Annotated in this window: 14 protein-coding genes; 8 read left to right on the top strand and 6 right to left on the bottom strand. The window is 35.0% G+C overall.

Features of this window, described 5'->3' with window-relative positions:
• Window positions 1–473: 473 nt before the first annotated feature.
• A complete protein-coding gene (locus LUA90_RS19155; RefSeq protein ID WP_231464178.1) occupies window positions 474–653 on the bottom strand; it encodes a hypothetical protein in 180 nt (59 codons plus the stop codon).
• 106 nt (window positions 654–759) lie between these two features.
• Here LUA90_RS19155 and LUA90_RS19160 point away from each other — a divergent pair, with 106 nt between their 5' ends.
• Window positions 760–2520, top strand: coding sequence for a S8 family peptidase (locus tag LUA90_RS19160; RefSeq protein ID WP_231492213.1), 1761 nt, complete (start codon window positions 760–762; stop codon window positions 2518–2520).
• Window positions 2521–2531: 11 nt separating this feature from the next.
• Here the strand turns inward: LUA90_RS19160 and LUA90_RS19165 are convergent, their stop codons facing one another.
• The 3 genes from LUA90_RS19165 to LUA90_RS19175 are packed head-to-tail and all read right to left on the bottom strand — an operon-like array spanning window position 2532 to window position 5417.
• Window positions 2532–3308, bottom strand: a complete 777-nt coding sequence (locus LUA90_RS19165) for a polysaccharide deacetylase family protein (protein WP_231464174.1) — start codon at window positions 3306–3308, stop codon at window positions 2532–2534.
• Window positions 3308–4240 (bottom strand): glycosyltransferase family 2 protein, encoded by a 933-nt coding sequence (locus LUA90_RS19170; RefSeq protein WP_231464172.1) that lies wholly within the window; start codon window positions 4238–4240, stop codon window positions 3308–3310. The genes LUA90_RS19165 and LUA90_RS19170 overlap by 1 nt, the downstream gene beginning before the upstream one ends.
• Window positions 4233–5417: a glycosyltransferase family 87 protein gene (locus tag LUA90_RS19175; protein WP_231492214.1), complete on the bottom strand. Its 1185-nt coding sequence runs from the start codon at window positions 5415–5417 to the stop codon at window positions 4233–4235. The genes LUA90_RS19170 and LUA90_RS19175 overlap by 8 nt, the downstream gene beginning before the upstream one ends.
• Window positions 5418–5632: 215 nt before the next feature.
• Here LUA90_RS19175 and LUA90_RS19180 point away from each other — a divergent pair, with 215 nt between their 5' ends.
• Window positions 5633–6835: a glycosyltransferase family 87 protein gene (locus LUA90_RS19180; protein WP_231464168.1), complete on the top strand. Its 1203-nt coding sequence runs from the start codon at window positions 5633–5635 to the stop codon at window positions 6833–6835.
• A 64-nt stretch (window positions 6836–6899) separates the two neighbouring features.
• Window positions 6900–7256 (top strand): response regulator, encoded by a 357-nt coding sequence (locus LUA90_RS19185; RefSeq protein ID WP_231464166.1) that lies wholly within the window; start codon window positions 6900–6902, stop codon window positions 7254–7256.
• Between the two features lie 53 nt (window positions 7257–7309).
• Here the strand turns inward: LUA90_RS19185 and LUA90_RS19190 are convergent, their stop codons facing one another.
• Entirely contained in the window at window positions 7310–8830 is a 1521-nt protein-coding gene (locus LUA90_RS19190; RefSeq protein ID WP_231464164.1) for a DUF4394 domain-containing protein, read from the bottom strand.
• Between the two features lie 32 nt (window positions 8831–8862).
• Window positions 8863–9183, bottom strand: coding sequence for a hypothetical protein (locus LUA90_RS19195; RefSeq protein ID WP_231464163.1), 321 nt, complete (start codon window positions 9181–9183; stop codon window positions 8863–8865).
• A gap of 216 nt (window positions 9184–9399) precedes the next feature.
• Here LUA90_RS19195 and LUA90_RS19490 point away from each other — a divergent pair, with 216 nt between their 5' ends.
• From LUA90_RS19490 to LUA90_RS19215, 5 genes are all read left to right on the top strand, one after another.
• Entirely contained in the window at window positions 9400–9522 is a 123-nt protein-coding gene (locus tag LUA90_RS19490) for a hypothetical protein (protein ID WP_255713480.1), read from the top strand.
• A gap of 650 nt (window positions 9523–10172) precedes the next feature.
• Window positions 10173–11489, top strand: coding sequence for a DUF5077 domain-containing protein (locus LUA90_RS19200; RefSeq protein ID WP_231464161.1), 1317 nt, complete (start codon window positions 10173–10175; stop codon window positions 11487–11489).
• A 126-nt stretch (window positions 11490–11615) separates the two neighbouring features.
• Complete coding sequence (locus LUA90_RS19205) at window positions 11616–12965, top strand: Gfo/Idh/MocA family protein (RefSeq protein ID WP_231492215.1); 1350 nt, start codon at window positions 11616–11618, stop codon at window positions 12963–12965.
• A 137-nt stretch (window positions 12966–13102) separates the two neighbouring features.
• Window positions 13103–14179: a phosphotransferase enzyme family protein gene (locus LUA90_RS19210; RefSeq protein WP_231464157.1), complete on the top strand. Its 1077-nt coding sequence runs from the start codon at window positions 13103–13105 to the stop codon at window positions 14177–14179.
• Between the two features lie 175 nt (window positions 14180–14354).
• Window positions 14355–17381, top strand: coding sequence for a TonB-dependent receptor (locus LUA90_RS19215; RefSeq protein ID WP_231464155.1), 3027 nt, complete (start codon window positions 14355–14357; stop codon window positions 17379–17381).
• The last annotated feature ends 6 nt before the right edge of the window (window positions 17382–17387 follow it).

The following is a 17387-nucleotide window of genomic DNA, read 5'->3' on the forward strand; positions in this document are numbered from 1 at the left end:
AGTTAAGCCCACCAGAGCCAATGGTACTGCGGTAACACGTGGGAGAGTAGGTCGGTGCCAAATCTTAAAAGAAGAGCCTTGTAACAATTGTTGCAAGGCTTTCTTTGTTTATAAGCTTTTTTGCACAACGATGGGACTTGTGAGTCTAAAGTTCAAAGTTCAAAGTTGAAAGTTCAAAGTTGAAAGTTCACTGTAACTAAAAGAGCCGGAATAACGCCCGCAGATTGGTAGGAATTGCGCAGATAAATACAAATGGTTCTTATCATCTAAGGCATCTGAGGGCATCTTAGTATGATAGTGAAGAGCACTGGTTGCCTATGGAAATGGGTGATGCTTTATATTCATTACTGCAATAGAGGATTAGCTGGAACTGCCTAGATAAAACAAAATGGTTTTACTATCTAAGGCATCTGAGAACAGCTAAGGTTTCAATGTCGAAGAATTTGTTAATCTGGTATTGGCGTTGAAACTGTTCATCGAAGCAGCAGACCAGGCCAGCTAAACCTGATGACGTGGAAATCCTTTTTGGTTGCGCAGGTTTTTCTAAAACCTCTGCTGCCAATCATCAAAAAGATTGGAACAACAGCAGGGCTGGATGGACCGATGAAAAACCAGCTTTCGTTTTCAAAACCAAATCTTTTTTGATATTTCATATCAAGGTTATAATTAAGCCTATCATGTTAAATTATGCTAAATTTTTTAAGCTCGAAATAATAAAACCTTATTATTGTATTTTTGCGTAAGTATGATTTTATGAGTATGAAATTGAAAAGGTTAGGAACATTATTAGTTTTATTTATTATCCATTTTGGACTATTTGCCCAGAGTAAAGATGTTCAGTTGCCCAAAAACTGGTTCAATTTAGATTTGATTGAAAGCGGTTATTTTGGTATCAGTACAGAGAAGGCTTACAGAGAAATTCTTAAAGACAAAAAACCTAAACAAAAAATTATTGTAGCAGTAATTGATGGTGGTATTGACATCGCCCACGAAGATTTAAAAGATGTATTGTGGACTAATCCTAAAGAGATTCCTGGTAATGGTATTGATGATGATGGCAATGGCTATATTGATGATGTACATGGCTGGAATTTCATTGGTTCGAAGAATGGAAATTTAGAATTCGATAATCTGGAATTGGTAAGGTTGTTGCGAATTTACACTCCAAAATATCAATCGACCACGAATTTGACACCTTTAGATAGTACTCAAAAAGAAGAGTATAGATTATATAAGAAAATGGTTGGCGATTTTGGTAAGAAATATGAAGATGCCAGCAAAACATTTGCTGTGTTAATTGCCATAAATAAAGTTCTGGATTCTGCTGCAACTATGAATAATAAAAAAATTCCAATATTGGAGGATGTAGAGAAGTATAAAGCTGATGATGAGGTAGAAGAGCAGGTTAAAACTATCATTAGAAAAGGCTCTAGGGAAGATGGCAGTTTTGAAAAATTTTATAAAAGTATTAAGGACGGATACAAGCAATACGATGCCATGTTGAAGTATAATCTTAATCCTAAGTACGATATGCGTGCTACGTTGGTTGGTGACGATTATTCGAATCCAAATCAAAGAGATTACGGAAACAAAGATGTTAAAGGACCCGATGCTCAGCATGGAAGCCACGTTGCAGGCATTATTTCAGGAAACCGAAACAATTCTGTGGGAATAATGGGCGTGGCAAATAATGTTAGTATCATGGCAATTAGAGTTGTTCCAACTGGCGATGAACGCGATAAAGATGTTGCTAATGGTATTCGTTACGCAGTGGATAATGGTGCTAAAGTCATTAATATGAGTTTCGGTAAAAGCTATAGCTGGGATAAAAAGATTGTAGATGAGGCCGTTAAATATGCAGAAACTAAAGGTGTTTTGTTGGTTCATGCGGCCGGGAATGATAATCAAAATAATGATGAAGAAGAAAATTTTCCCAATAAGTATTTTGAAAGCAAAGAAGCCACGGAATATAAGGAGTTGCACAAAAAGCCAACATTAGCGGATTTTACGCCTCCTAAACCCAATATGCAGAATAATAGTATGGGAATGAGACCACCGCTGAGTAATAACTCGTTAGCTAAGCCCGTTCCTGTAGATACTGCAAAATTTAAATTACCGCACGCCAGTAATTGGATTGAAGTTGGTGCAAGCTCATATAAAGATGACGACAACTTAAAGGCCGATTTTTCTAATTATGGTAAATATAATGTAGATGTATTTGCCCCTGGATTTTTAATTAATTCGACAGTGCCGGATAATAAGTATGAAGACCTGGATGGAACAAGTATGGCATCGCCGGTAGTTTCTGGCTTGTCAGCGTTAATTTTAAGTTATTATCCAGATTTAAAACCCTACCAGGTAAGAGAAATTATTATGAAATCTGTTACTAAAGTTATACGAAAAGTTAAATATAAAAACGCAAGAGGTGAAAATATGAGAGTGCCCTTTAGCGATATTTGTGTAAGTGGTGGAATTGTAAATGCTTACAATGCCTTAAAATTAGCTGAAACATACAAGTAAAAAAGTATTGGTTATGTTATCGTTTTGATAAACTGCTGGAATGTACCGAACGGATATTTTTTAACGTTCATCCAGCTGATTAAGTTTTCCATTCTTGTAACCATTTTATCACCGGTATTTTTCCTTATGTAACCTGGGAAGCCGAATCTTTCAAAATCATCTAAATCTGTAAATTCCCATGGATGGAAATAGATGTTGAGGTATTTGTCTTTTTTATAAGTCCAGCTTGATAGAGCCTTGTAAATTGCTAACGGAAGGTTATGAAAGGATAACCAGAATAAAGGAAACCTAATAACAGGACTTACCGAGGCTGGAATCTGAAGTACGTTTTCTTTGGTGAAAAAAGTGCGGGAAATATTAAAGTTATTATATCTTCCGGGTAAATATGTTGGATTTATAGATGTATTATAAATATAGCCTGCCTTTTCAATTTCTTTTTCATCAACAGGCATCATCCTGGCCATTCTATAACCGGTAATCTCTTTGCCAGAAAGTTCTTCGAGCTTAATTTTGGATTGTAATAGGTGTTCAGGCTTAAAATCAGAATGATAATAACCATGTGAAGCTAATTCGTGTCCGCTTTTTGTAATCCTGCTGATTACCTCGGGAATATTTTCTGCAAATGTTACCGTGCAAAAAAATGTTGCTTTCACTTCGTACTTATCTAAAATATCCAAAATCTTTAGCGTGCCTGCTTTTGAAATTGCAATCTGATCGGCAAATGAGATTTCCCGATTATACTCGAAAGGCATATCAAACTCTTCGATATCAAAACTTAAAAGCACCATTATTTTACAGGAATATTTGTTGAACGGACAATGTAATTTGGTCGGTTTTTGCTTTGCATAAACATTTTACCTACATAAATACCGATGATGCCCAAAATAATTAATTGTAAGCCTCCAAAAAATACAATAGTCATAATTACCGATGCCCAACCCGAAACTTCAACATTGTTAACGAAAGCATAAATTATATAGGGAATATATAATACTGAAGCAAATGATAAGGTGAAGCCTAAATAAACGGCAGTATATAATGGTTTAATGCTGAAAGAAGTTACGCCGTGTAACGCCAACCTCAGCATCTTTTTAAACGTGTATTTGCTTTGACCAGAAAAACGTGCTGCCGGATTGTATTTTATAGCAAATTGCTTAAAGCCTAACCATTTTACAAGGCCTCTTAAAAAAGGTTCGTTTTCATTAAAATTTCTGAAAACGTTTACTACTTTTTGATCGAGTAATCTAAAATCGGCTGCGCCGGGTTCCAGTTCGATATCTGAAAGCCAGTTTAAAGTTTTGTAAAAAAGACTGGATGAACTTCTTTTTCCTTTAGAAAGGTTTTTATCTTCCTGGCGGATGGTATAAACAACTTCGAAGCCTTCTTCCCACTTTTTTAGCATTTCAGGTATTAATTGTGGTGGATGCTGCATATCGCAATCCATAGAAATGACACAATCACCATAAGCATGATCCATACCCGCTTTTACAGCTAATTGATGACCAAAATTTCTAGAAAATTCAAGAAAAAAGATGTTGCTATGTTGCAATGCATAATCTTTTATTCTATCGATTGTATTATCAGCGCTGCCATCATCAACTAAAATAATTTCATAATCGTAATGGATAGGTTCAAAAACCTGCTTAATGCTTTCGGCAATTACGAAAATATTATCAGCTTCATTATATGCAGGAATGACTATTGAAACTAATTTATTCATTATCGGCAATAGAATATGAGGTGAAATCTTCTACCATCATTTGATAAATTATGGCTAACCAAATGAGAACGCAAGGTAAAGCTTTAAGCGAATATAGACGAATGAATTCTTTAACCTGTTGAGGAAAAATATCAGTTGGCGATAAGCTAGTTAATATAAAAGCAAAAACAAATAAAGCAATAGTCCAGAAGCTTAAGGGTTTTTTTTGAACAATAAACCAAACAGCAACGCCCGCAAAAGCAATTATATAGGTTGGTGATTCGGAGCCACTACTGAATATAACCGTAAAAATTAAAGTTGATGCAAGGAGTAAAAGCTGAAAAGCTAAGTGCTTATATTGTTTTATTCGGGTATATGGTAAAGCAAAAAGTATAATGCCAGCAAGCAAAAACGGCGTATTTTCTAAAGAAACATTTCCGGAAATTCTACGAGCCATACCCATTACCGATATATCCTGAAACGAAGTTAAAGAAGCGTTGATATCATTTTTATGGATTAATGAACTATACCAATCTGCATAAGTTTGCAAAATAAATTTAGGTGATGAAATAGCCATCGGTAATGCGAAAAGTACTATTAATGCAGCTAAACCAGCCAATATAAATTTAATTTTATGTTTGCTGAAAAAGAAAAAAGCCAAACCTACAATGCCATAAAGCTTTATCATTGTACCAAGCGCAATAAAAAATGCTGATTGTATTTCTTTTCTTTTAATGGTGTAAGAAAAGCTTAATAAGATGAAACCTGTTAACGCAATGTTAAATTGAAAGCTAAATAAAGCCGTTAATGTTTCATGTGCGCAAATCCACGCGATAATTTTTCTTTGGCTTAACGCTATGGGCAAACTGAAAATTCCCCATAACAAAATGCCCACACTTGCCATGTTCCATAAAACTGTTCCAATTGCATCAGGAAAGAGTGCAAAAGGTGCTACAAAAAGAGAAAAGACCGGACCATAATGGTTGCTATCTAAATATTCAGGATACTCGGCATACAGATTTTTGCTTTCAACTGTATGTAAGAAAACGTATTTGTAAATCTGGTAATTGTTAAATGTGTTGTGATTATACTGCTTAACAGCCGAGATTATAGCTAATAGCAAATAAACAATTATGATAAATTGCTTATTCATTAAAAGTTCTTTCAGTTTAGAAAAGACAGATTTATTTTGGTTCATTTTAAGATTGGAACCACAAATATAAGTATTTAAACATTTGTATAAATAGGATTGACCATCATTAAAAATTCAATGTAAAAGCTTAGGTTTTATTCAATATAAGAGTTAGAGTGTATGATTAATTATGCTTTTTGTTCTTTTTTGTTTAAATATTTGGAGTTAGTAAATCTTATATTTATTATTGTTTTGTAACATCCTTATTACGAGATTAACTAATGATTAACTTTCCTGAAATACTTAGAAAAGGAAAAACTTTTTCTACTTCTAAGCAAGTTATTATATTTATATTATGGCTTGCGATTGCTTTATTCTTTGCGATAAATTCTTTAATTACTCATCGATTTAATAATTATTTAATTTTTGAAAACGTATTTAGAAACCTTATAAATGGGCAATCATTTTATGGGCAATATCCTCAATTTCATGATGATGTAAATCATTACGGACCAATATTTTCTTTGTTTATTGCTCCATTTGCATTGTTGCCTAATTGGCTCGGTTTAATTTTTTGGAATGTATTTAATTGCATAATGCTATTTTATGCATTGCAAACATTACCACTCAAAACTGATAAAAGAGTTTTAATAGGTTATATCGCCATTCCATGTTTAATTGAGTCCATGTTAAATCAGCAGTTTAATGCAACAGCTGCCGCTTTTATAATATTAAGTTTTACAAAATTGAACAAGAATAGAGGCTTTTGGTCGTCTATGCTTATCATACTTGGTTCCTTTATTAAACTTTATGGAATTTTGGGCTTATCATTCTTCTTCTTCGTAAAAAATAAACCCAGATTTATTCTGTATTTAGCAATGTGGTCGATAGTGTTTTTTATATTGCCTATGTTCTTCTCTTCACCATTAACCATTTTCGAATCTTATCAGGAATGGTTTATTACTTTAGCAGAGAAAAATTTAACCAATACTACTCAAGGTTCTGTTCCTATATCTATAATCGGCTTCTTTAGATCTTTAATTTACGATTACGATATTCCGAATTTGGGATTTTTAATGCCAGGAGCATTTATTTTTCTTATTCCTTTTTTAAAATGGTCTTCATTTCAAGATAAAATCTTTCAGCTTTTAATATTAGCCTCGGCCTTGCTTTTCCCTGTTTTGTTTAGCACGAGTTCAGAAGATTGTACCTATATAATTTCAATTGTGGGTGTAGGTTTATGGTTTGTTTTTGAAAATGACAAGCAAATTAGAACGGTTTTATTGCCATCGCTACTGGTTTTGTGTTGTAATTTTCCGTTATTATTATTTCCGGTTTGGGCCCATAAACATCCTATTTCATTAGCCGTACTAAGCCTTCCATTCTTTATTGTTTGGTTAAGAATAATCTATATGGCTTGGGCATATCAGCCAGAAATACAAGAGGAACAATTATTAAAGGCTTCAAAACTTCATATTTCTTAAAAATCAATTATTTTCCTGAAACCATAACGGGTTCTTTTCGTTTAAGAGTAGACGAAATTTATCTATGAATAAGAAAATATTAATTGTTGATGATGACCAGGATTTACAAGACGTATTTCCACTTCTGTTTAAAGACAGAAATTTTGAACTTAAAAGTCTTTTAAACATCACAGACTTAGAAACGGTAGTTAAAGATTTTAAACCCGATTTGATTTTGCTGGATATTTGGATTGGTAATATTGATGGTAGAATTGTATGTAACTATTTAAAAAGCCATGAAGAAACAGCGCAAATTCCGATTGTTTTAATTTCTGGCGAAATTATAGATATTGATGATGCCAATAGCCGTCCGGATGCAATTGTTCAAAAACCTTTCGAGATTGATTATCTACTCGGAGTTATGGATGAACTGATGATGTAAAAAATAAAGCCCCAAAAAATTAATTTCGGGGCTTTGATATTTAGAGGGAAAAATTAAAATCCTAAACCAACGGTAAAGGCTCTTGAAGCTGTAGAAACTGTTCCAAGTGCAGTAGCCGCTCCGGTTGTTAGGTTAACTGTATAAACTCTCTGTGTTGTACCTACAGTAAAAAGACCATAAGCAATTCCCGAAGTTGAACCGATATCAAATCCGTTTGAAGCTTCCACATTAACTCCTAAAGCACCTACATCTACTAGAGTACCTGCATTTGGTGGGTCTTGTTTATATAATCTATCGCCAGTCGAATCAATATTGAATAAAACTGTTGAAGCTGCAGCAGCCACATTATTTGTATATGCTGAACCTGTTACAGCTGCAGTTGAAAGCGAAATATTTCCATCAACAATTACAGTTCCATCAGCTGGGTTAAAACGTAAATTTTGACCAGTGTTGCTAACAATTCTAATTCTGTCTACAGTAGGGTTAAAATCAAATCCAAACTGTGTACCAACTAAAAGTGTACTCAACGGACTTGCGGTAACTGCAGCAGCTACTCCAGATGAAGCATTTATTGTGTAAATTCTACTCGTGCTTCCCAATGCGTATATCTGTCCATTAACCGGGCGCATATCAATACCTAAAATTGTTTCGCCAGCCTGAATGCCAGTAATTGGCTTCGCGATGATTGTTGGCATTGTAGCTAAATGATTAAAAATTAATAAATCATTTGTTGCAGAAATTGCATAAGCAACAGCTTCAGTAGGGATAGCCAAGCCTGTTATTTGTTGCGTAAAGTTGCCAATTTTTGAGGCTTTACCTGTATTTGTGTCGATAATAAATAATGATGATGTACCACCAACCGACATTGCAGCTAATGCTGATGTTCCGTCAGGATTGATATCAAATCCGCTTGCGTCTTCCACATCATAACCTAAACTTCCAACTTCAACAAGTTTACCATCATTTGGTGGGTCTTGCTTGTGAAGTTTATCATTAGCAACATCAATATCGAAAAGAACTGTAGTAGTTGCGCCTGCTTTATTCTGTGTATAAGCGGCAGCAGTTACCTTTGCATTGGTTACTCCATTAATTGTTCCATCGGTAGCAGCAACTGTTCCGGTTTCCGGATTCAGGCGTAAATTTTGCCCTGTTGAAGTAACAAGTCTTATTCTATCTACCGTCGGGTTAAAATCAAACGCAACAGATGTTCCGCTTAATACAGGGCTGAAAGGTGCTGCTGAAATAGATCTTGCTACACCGGTTTTCTGGTCTATAACGTATAATCTGCTGCTGCTGCCAATGCCATATAATTGCCCGGTCGATGGTCTAAAATCAATGCCCAAAATAGTCTCTCCAGTTTGTAAACCAGTAATACTTACTTGAGATGTAACAGTTGAAGGCGTATTCGCATTAATTAGTAGTAATTTACTATCAGCAGTTAAGGCATAGAAATTTAAGTCGGGTCCGGGTGTTAACGGATCGTTAAAGTTTCTGTCTTTTTTGCAAGATGAGAACATTGCAGATAAGGATACTACGCATAGTATCGCAAAGATTGTGTTTTTAATTTTAAGCATTTTAATAAAGTCTATTTAAGGAATTCTGTTAATTATTCGAAAAATAAACTGCCTTTGGGAGGCTGCTTAGGCACTTTTGAATATATCGTGGGTAAATAAATGTTATATTTTGTGAAAGTGCTTTTAGTTATTTTTAAAAAAACAACGCAGCTAAACTGAGTCAAAATAAATTCTGTAGTTTTTAAATTTCCGCTTTCTTGATTCTCCTCGTCTGCTGATTCAATTTTTTCTTTGTCTATATTTTCTTTAATTTTTGATTGTTTAATTTTAAAAAATATAGGTGAAGCAGCTCTGGCACTTACACTAAGCGAAATTAGGAATGTGAAGAAAAGTAGGAAGTAAAATTTTTTCATCGTAAGTTGTGCCTTAACCCTTTCTAAAGCTTACATACGTACATATACAACTTACGGTTTTTGAACCCAAAAATTTTTAAGGTTTAGTTTTCCATCGTATGATTGTTACTTGCAAAATGAAATAATATTAAACATTTGGCGGTTATTTAAGTTAAACAGTTATAAAATTTATAGATTATGGCAACTTTAAATACTTCATATTCAGAAAATCATTCAATGATAAAAAGTCAAGCTTCTGATTCTGTGACCATTATAGACCATACTTTAGAAACTCAAAACAACCGTGAGCTATTCCTTCGTTTTTTATTAGAGAATCTGGAAAACGATTCTGAAGAATAGTAGAGTTTACTTTTTTGATTTATTCTGAATTTTCTTTGGTTTTCACGCAAATAATCCGTGTTAACTAAACAATTTATCCTTCAAAAAACTAAAATTTTCTTCTAGATATTTAGCAATAAGAATCTCATTCAATTGATATTTAAAGCACTGTGCTGTGTAATATTCATTTGTTTTCTATGAGTATATCTTTTTGCAAATCATTTTCTCAAACGTTTGCGCAGCATTAATTATATGGTCTTTTCCTCTCGATGTTAATTCCTGCTTTACAAAAATCATAATTCGTGAAATATTATTTAATAATGTTGGATTTTCGTAATCCCATGATTGGATAATCGGACCAGTCAAAAAATCGCTGTTATTTTCGCATTTTGTGCTAAAGTCTTATCAAACGTTTGCGTTTAGTTTTTACTTTAAACATTAGTTTCTTCCGCTTAACTTGGTCAAAACAGTTATTCTAACCACTCAACAAAAAATATTATGAATCAATTTTTTTAGGTTAAGGAATGAATTCAACATCGTTCCAAACAATTACTTATATATCACATCCCAGTTTATCCAAAAAATAACCTACAATAATCAAACCTGAGAAATGAATAGAAAGTACAGTATTCAGTATTAGATAGTTACGTTAAAGTGTTAAGAAAATCTCTATGAAGAAGTTAAAATTTAAAAGTTTGGTTAAGTTGTATGTGACCCTAATGGTACTTACTTGCGCAATAATAACAATAGCTTGTAAGAAGAAAGATGCAGCAGACCTATCTCCAATAAAAAATGTTGAGGAAACTATTGATGGTATTTTAGTGCCTTTTGGTGGTAATGCTTTTATTCAAACTAAAGGTAACGATGAAAAAATTGAAAAAACGGGCTTAGCAAATTGGACAAGCGATAAGGCAATTTGTGTTGTTTATGTAAGAGTGCAGCAGCCGGGAGAAATAAAATTAGGTTTGAAGCTTAAAGTTGCCGATGGTACTAGCCAAATTAGTATTAAGGCAAATGGTTCTGCCAATAAAATAACTGTTTCTAATAGAGACATTAAAAACGTTTATGTTGGCAAAATTAATGTTGTTGAAGCAGGATATGTAAAAGTAGAGATTCAAGGTTTATCCAAAACGGGTAGCACTTTTGCAGAAATATCTGATTTAATTATTGGCGGTACAACGGCTTCAAATCTAATTTTTGCAAATGACCCGGAAAACTATTACTGGTCTCGTAGAGGTCCTTCGGTGCATTTGGCTTATACCATACCAGCCTCCACAAATGTAGAATGGTTTTATAATGAACTTACCGTTCCGGTTGGCGAAGATACCCCGGGTTCGTATTTCATGGCAAACGGTTTTGGTCAGGGATATTTTGGTATTCAGAGCAAAGCTAATGATAGATGGATTTTATTCTCGGTGTGGGACCCATCAACCGGAGTAACTGAGGCAACTTCTAAAGGTGAAGGCGTTACCGTACAAAGGTTTGGTGGTGAAGGCACAGGTGGTCAAAGTTATATTGTTTATAATTGGAAGGCCGGACAAACCTATAAATTTTTAACACAGGCAAAGCCTGATGGTGCTGGCAATACACTTTATTCGGCGTGGTTTTTTGATCCTGAAACAAACAATTGGCGTTTTATGTGTACGTGGAAAAGACCATTAACAAATACTTACTTAACCGGGCTACATTCTTTTTTAGAAAATTTTTACGATACCAATGGTTACATGGGCAGAAAAATGTTAACTAATAACCAATGGATTTGCAGTAATGACGGCGTATGGACCGAACTAAAAGTTGCCAAATTAACCGGTGATGCTACCGTAAAAAATAAGCAGAGAATGGATTATGCAGGTGGAATAGATAATGGAAACTTTTACCTTAGAAATGGCGGTTTCTTTGACCAATACGTAGACGTTAACCAATTATTTACCAGAACCACAGCAGGTGTTAAACCTGAAATTAATTTAAATAATCTTCCCAAAAAATAGTTACAAGTTTTTCAATTTATTAAATTAACCAAATAGAAAATATTAAGAACCACCGAACACAATTTTTAGCTGAAATTGATTTGTTTGGAGTAAAATAATAATCACCTATAAATAAACTAAAGAATAATGGAACGTAGAGCGTTTATTAAAAACAGTGCAATAACTGCAGCAGGCATAACAATTTTACCTAGCGGAACTGTATTCGCAAAATCTGAGGGTGCAAAGGTAAGATTAGCATACATCGGCGTTGGCGCCAGAGGTATGAGTCATATTTCTGAAGGAACTTTAAGAGATGATGTAGATATTGTGGCCATTTGTGATACTCAGGAAAGCTCGCTTAAAATTTGCAGAGAGTTTATCGCTAAAAAGGGAAGGCCTGCAGCTAAAGAATATACTGGTAGTACCGATGCCTACAAAGAAATGATTGCCAGAAAGGATATTGATGCTGTTATCATATCAACACCATGGCAGTTTCACCATGCCCAGGCCATAGATTCTATGAATGCCGGAAAGTATGTTGGCTGTGAAGTTATTGCCGGTTTAACCGTAAAGGAGCATTGGGATATTGTAAACACGTCCGAAAAAACCGGTATGCCATACATGACTTTAGAAAACGTTTGCTATCGCAGAGATGTTATGGCTGCATTGAACATGGTTAGACAAGGTATTTTTGGAGAATTGATTCATTTAGAAGGCGGATATCAACACGATTTACGCGAAGTACTTTTTAACAATGGTAAACAGTATTATGGTGGCGGTGTAGAGTACGGCCCAAAAGCTTTGAGTGAAGCGCAATGGAGAACGCAATTTAATATAGATCAGGACGGAGACTTATATCCAACACATGGCGTTGGCCCGATTATGCAGTATACAGACATTAATCGCGGTAACCGTTTCACAAACCTGGTTTCATTTAGTTCAAAGGCCAAAGGCTTGGCAGATTATGTTGAAAGTAAAGCTCCAGGTCATCCAAACGCGAAAATTAATTATAAAAATGGTGATGTAACCACAACTTTAATTAACTGTGCTAATGGTGAAACCGTAATGTTATCTCACGATGTACATTTACCACGCCCATATTCTCTTGGTTTTAGGGTTCAAGGTACAAATGGATTATGGATGGATGTAAATAAATCAATCCATATAGAAGGTAAATCTAAACCACACGCATGGGAGCCAGTTAAAGAGTGGTTTGAAAAGTATGATCATCCACTTTGGAAAAAACACGAAGCTGAAGCTGTTGGTGCTGGTCATGGTGGTATGGATTGGTTTGTATTTAATGGTTTTATTCAGGCTGTAAAACAGAAAAAACAAACACCGATTGACGTTTACGATTCTGTTACCATGAGCGTTATAACGCCACTTTCTACAAAATCTCTAAAAGATGGAAATATGCCGCAGAAATTTCCGGATTTTACGAAAGGTAAATGGAAAGACAGAAAAAACACATTTGCGTTAGATGATAGCGGTTTTTAGATAAAAAGCAAAATCATTTTTTATATTGTTTAGGTAATCGATTTTGAACTTGTAGAATTTTAAAATATTCTGCAAGTTCATATTGATAAATCTGAAAACACGAGCATCAAAATTAACAATAGCATTTACGAAATCTTATGATTGAAAAAGTATTAGAAGGGTTTGGAATAGATACGAGCAAAGCTGAGTATAAACCTTTTGGGAGTGGATTAATAAATCATACTTGGAAAATTTCATCTCCTGACGGAGAATTTATTCTTCAAAAAATAAATACACATGTTTTTTCATCACCTAAAGATATTTCGGATAATATGCTGATGATAAAACAATACCTGGATAGTGTAGCGCCAAAATACTTTTTCGTTGGGCCAATTATAGCCAAAAATGGCGATTCTATTTTAGAACTTGATGGCGAAACGTATAGACTTTTCCCTTACGTAGTAAATTCTTTAACCATTGATGAAGTTGAAAAGCCTGAACAAGCTTACCATGCAGCAAAGCAATTTGGAAAGTTTACGCGTATGCTCGAGGCTTTTAATCCCAATAAACTAAAAATCTCCATCCAAGATTTCCATAACTTACCTTTCAGGGTAAAGCAATACCGTAAAGCGCTTAATATTGCCAGCAAACAAAGGCTGGAGGAGGCCGAATGGGCAATTAAAGAAATAGAAAGGCACTTCAACATTGTAAACATTTTTAATGAAGCAGTAGAGAAAAAAGAATTAACCGTAAGAGTTATCCATCATGATACTAAAATTAATAACGTTTTACTGAACAAAAATACTGGTGGTGGTATCTGCGTTATCGATTTGGATACTGTGATGCCGGGCTATTTTATAAGTGATGTTGGCGATATGATGAGAACTTATCTTTCTTTATCAAATGAGGAAGAAACTAATTTCGAAAATATTAAAATCCGACCGGAAATGTTTGCCGCAATTTATAAAGGCTACATGGAAGAAATGGAAAAAACCTTAAATAAATCTGAAAAGGAATTATTTATTTATAGTGGCAAGTTTATGATATTTATGCAGGCTATTCGTTTTCTAACGGATTTCTTATCTGGCGATTTATACTACAAAATCTCTTATCCAAGCCATAATTTAACACGAGCCGAAAATCAAATCTTCCTCTTAAATAAGTACATAGACAGCGAATCTGTATTTAATGATATAATCGAAAGCAGAAGCAAAGTTTTGGAGTTAACTTCTTGATACTTAAGTATCAAAGTTTAAAGTCTGTTTACATATCTGTTGTCACATTTTAATTATACTTCAAAATAGCGGGTAATTGTTTGTGCACTAATGAATATTGTATTTATATTTGATAATCGTTAAATTAACGTTTATGCGTTAATTTTAATGATCAAACCTAAAACCAAATATAAATATGAGCAGACTTTATCTCGCATGCATGCTATTGCTGGTAGTTTTTACTGCGCAAGCGCAAACCCGAAAATTAAGCGGAACAGTTTACGAATCGGGTACTACAACTACCATTCCCGGCGCCAACATTTCAGTTTCTGGTACCAATGCCAAAGCAATTAGTGATGTTAATGGCAAGTTTACCATTGATGTTTCTTCTGATAAGCCTTACACCTTACTAATTAAATATGTAGGTTACGCAGATCAGTCAATCGTTATTCAACCAACCGACCAGAATATCAAAATTAATATGGCTTCGCAAGCCAATGATTTAGATGAGGTTGTTGTAGTTGGTTTCGGTACAATTAAAAGGCGGGATTTAACGGGTGCAGTAGCATCTGTAAAAGCGGCTGATATTGTTAAAGCACCTACTCATAATGCCATCGAGGCTATTCAGGGTAGAGCTGCCGGTGTAGATATTACCCGAAGCAGTGGTAGTGCAGGTGCAGGTGTAAATATACAAATCAGAGGTACACGTTCTATTTCCAATAATCCATCTCCTTTATATGTAATAGATGGGGTTCAAAATGGTGGAAGCATAAATAACATCAATCCTAATGATATTGAAACCATTGATGTATTGCAAGACGCATCTTCAACAGCTATTTATGGTTCTCAAGGTGCAAACGGTGTCGTTATTATCACAACCAAAAAAGGCACATCAGGCAAACCAAAAATTTCTTACAATGGTTACTATGGCATTAATGGCGAAACTGCTTTTCCAACACCTCGCCAAGGCGAAGATTATTTAACACTTAGGAGAGAATCTTTTAGAAACGATGCAGGTGTAATTACCCAAACTGATGCTCAAATTTTTAATGGAGCAGGCGAGCTGGCCGCTATTCAAGCGGGTGCACTAGTAAATTGGATGGATTTAGCTATACAAAATGGAAGGCAACAAAGTCATACGGTTTCTATACGTGGTGGCTCAGAAAGCACAAAAGCATTATTCTCTTTAGGTTATTTTAACGAAGAGGGTGCATTAAAAAACAACGATTATAACCGTTACAATTTCAGGTATAATATTGAACACAAAGTGAATAATTGGCTAAAAGCAGGCATAACTGGTCAGTTATCTTATAGTAAAACCAACGCCCGCCGAGATCCATTATCTGCAGCCTTAACCGCTCTACCCTTCGGTACACCGTACAATGCAGATGGAAGTATTAACATATTTCCATTAGCGGGTTTTGCAACAGGTAATACAGCGCTTAGTCCGCTTACCGATGAAAGACCAGGTGCGGCCATTGACGAAAATTTAGGAACAGAAGTAAATGCAACTGCTTTTACAGAAATTACACCAATAAAAGGGCTTACCTATCGGATGAATTTCGGTACTGTATTAAGTAATAGCAGAAGAGGCGTTTTTAACGACCAATTTTCGAATGCACAAAATACAGTAAGATATGCATCAGCCTCACTAACTAATAATAACGGAAGATATTACAACTGGGATAATGTTATCACGTATAATAAATCGATAGACAAACATAATTTCACCATTACCGCATTATCAAGTTACATTCATAGCGATGCTGATGTAAACTCTGCAACGGGAATCAGGCAAGTGCTGCCTTCGCAAGGTTTTAACAATCTTTTCGGTACCGAAGCTTCAAGTCGGGTTACAACATCTGGCTTTACTCGTTTTGATTTATTAGCATTTGCCGGACGATTAAATTACAGCTACAATGGTAAATATTTATTTCAAGCTACCCAGCGATGGGATGGTGCTTCAGTACTTGCACCAGGTAGGAAATGGGATGATTTCGCATCAGCTTCTGTTGGATGGGTAATTAGCAGCGAAGATTTTATGAAAAGCCTGAAGCAGATTAGTAACTTAAAACTCAGAGCAAGTTATGGTTCGGCCGGTAATTCTGGAAGTGTTTCGCCCTATGGCTCACAAAGTTTAATCAGCACTGTACCAATGGGCTTTGGCGAAGTGCCGGTTCCGGCATTCGGTTTCAGCGGCTCGGTCGCAAATCCTGATTTAGGCTGGGAACGTTCTACCACTTTAAATACAGGATTAGATATTGGCTTATTTAATAATCGTATTTCAGGTTCCTTAGAATTGTATCGTACTAAAACATCTGATATTATTTTAAGTAGAGGTTTACCTTTATCAAGCGGACAAAGTACAATTACACAAAATATTGGCGCAACCCTAAACAGCGGTATTAACGCAAGTTTAACCACTATTAACTTTCAAACCAAAGATTTTACATGGAGCACAACGGCAACGTTTTCTCGCAACAAAGAAAGAATTACAGCCTTAATTGATGGTAGAAATATTGTAGCTTCAAATAATCCTGAAGAGAATTCGCTTTTTATCGGCTCTCAGGTTAAAGTATTTTACACTTACAAAAAGCTGGGAATTTGGCAGTTAGATGAAAATCCAGGCGCATTAAGTTTAGCCGGTCAAGCTTTTAGGTTTGGTGATATTAAATTACAAGATGTTAATGGTGATGGCATTATAGATCCGGCAAACGATAGACAAATCCTTGGCGGAATACAGCCAAAATGGTACGGAGGATTGCAAAATAATTTTAGATATAAGAATCTTGATTTAAGCATTTTCCTTATCGCAAGGTATGGGCAAACCGTTAAAGCAGAATTTGTTGGAAGATACAATCCGGGTGGTGTAGCCAACGGACCAGATAATTTCGACTATTGGACAATCAACAATCCATCTAATGATTTTCCTCGTCCTCGCCAAGGTAATGGCTTATCAAGTATTTACCCAAATCAATACCAATCTTTATTATATATTGATGGTTCATTCTTCAAGATAAAAAATATACAATTAGGCTACACATTGCCTAAAAGCATTACTGATAAATTAAAAATCGGTTCTCTACGTGCTTATGCTACCGGCTCTAACATATTCACTTACTCGAAAAATAAATTATTGAGAGATTACGATCCAGAGCGTGGCGGTGCTGAATCATCACCATTAAGCCGCCAGTTTGTATTTGGTTTCAATTTAGATTTATAACATTTA

The organism is Pedobacter sp. Leaf170 (genome assembly GCF_920984665.1).
In the GTDB taxonomy this organism is placed as follows: Bacteria; Bacteroidota; Bacteroidia; order Sphingobacteriales; family Sphingobacteriaceae; genus Pedobacter.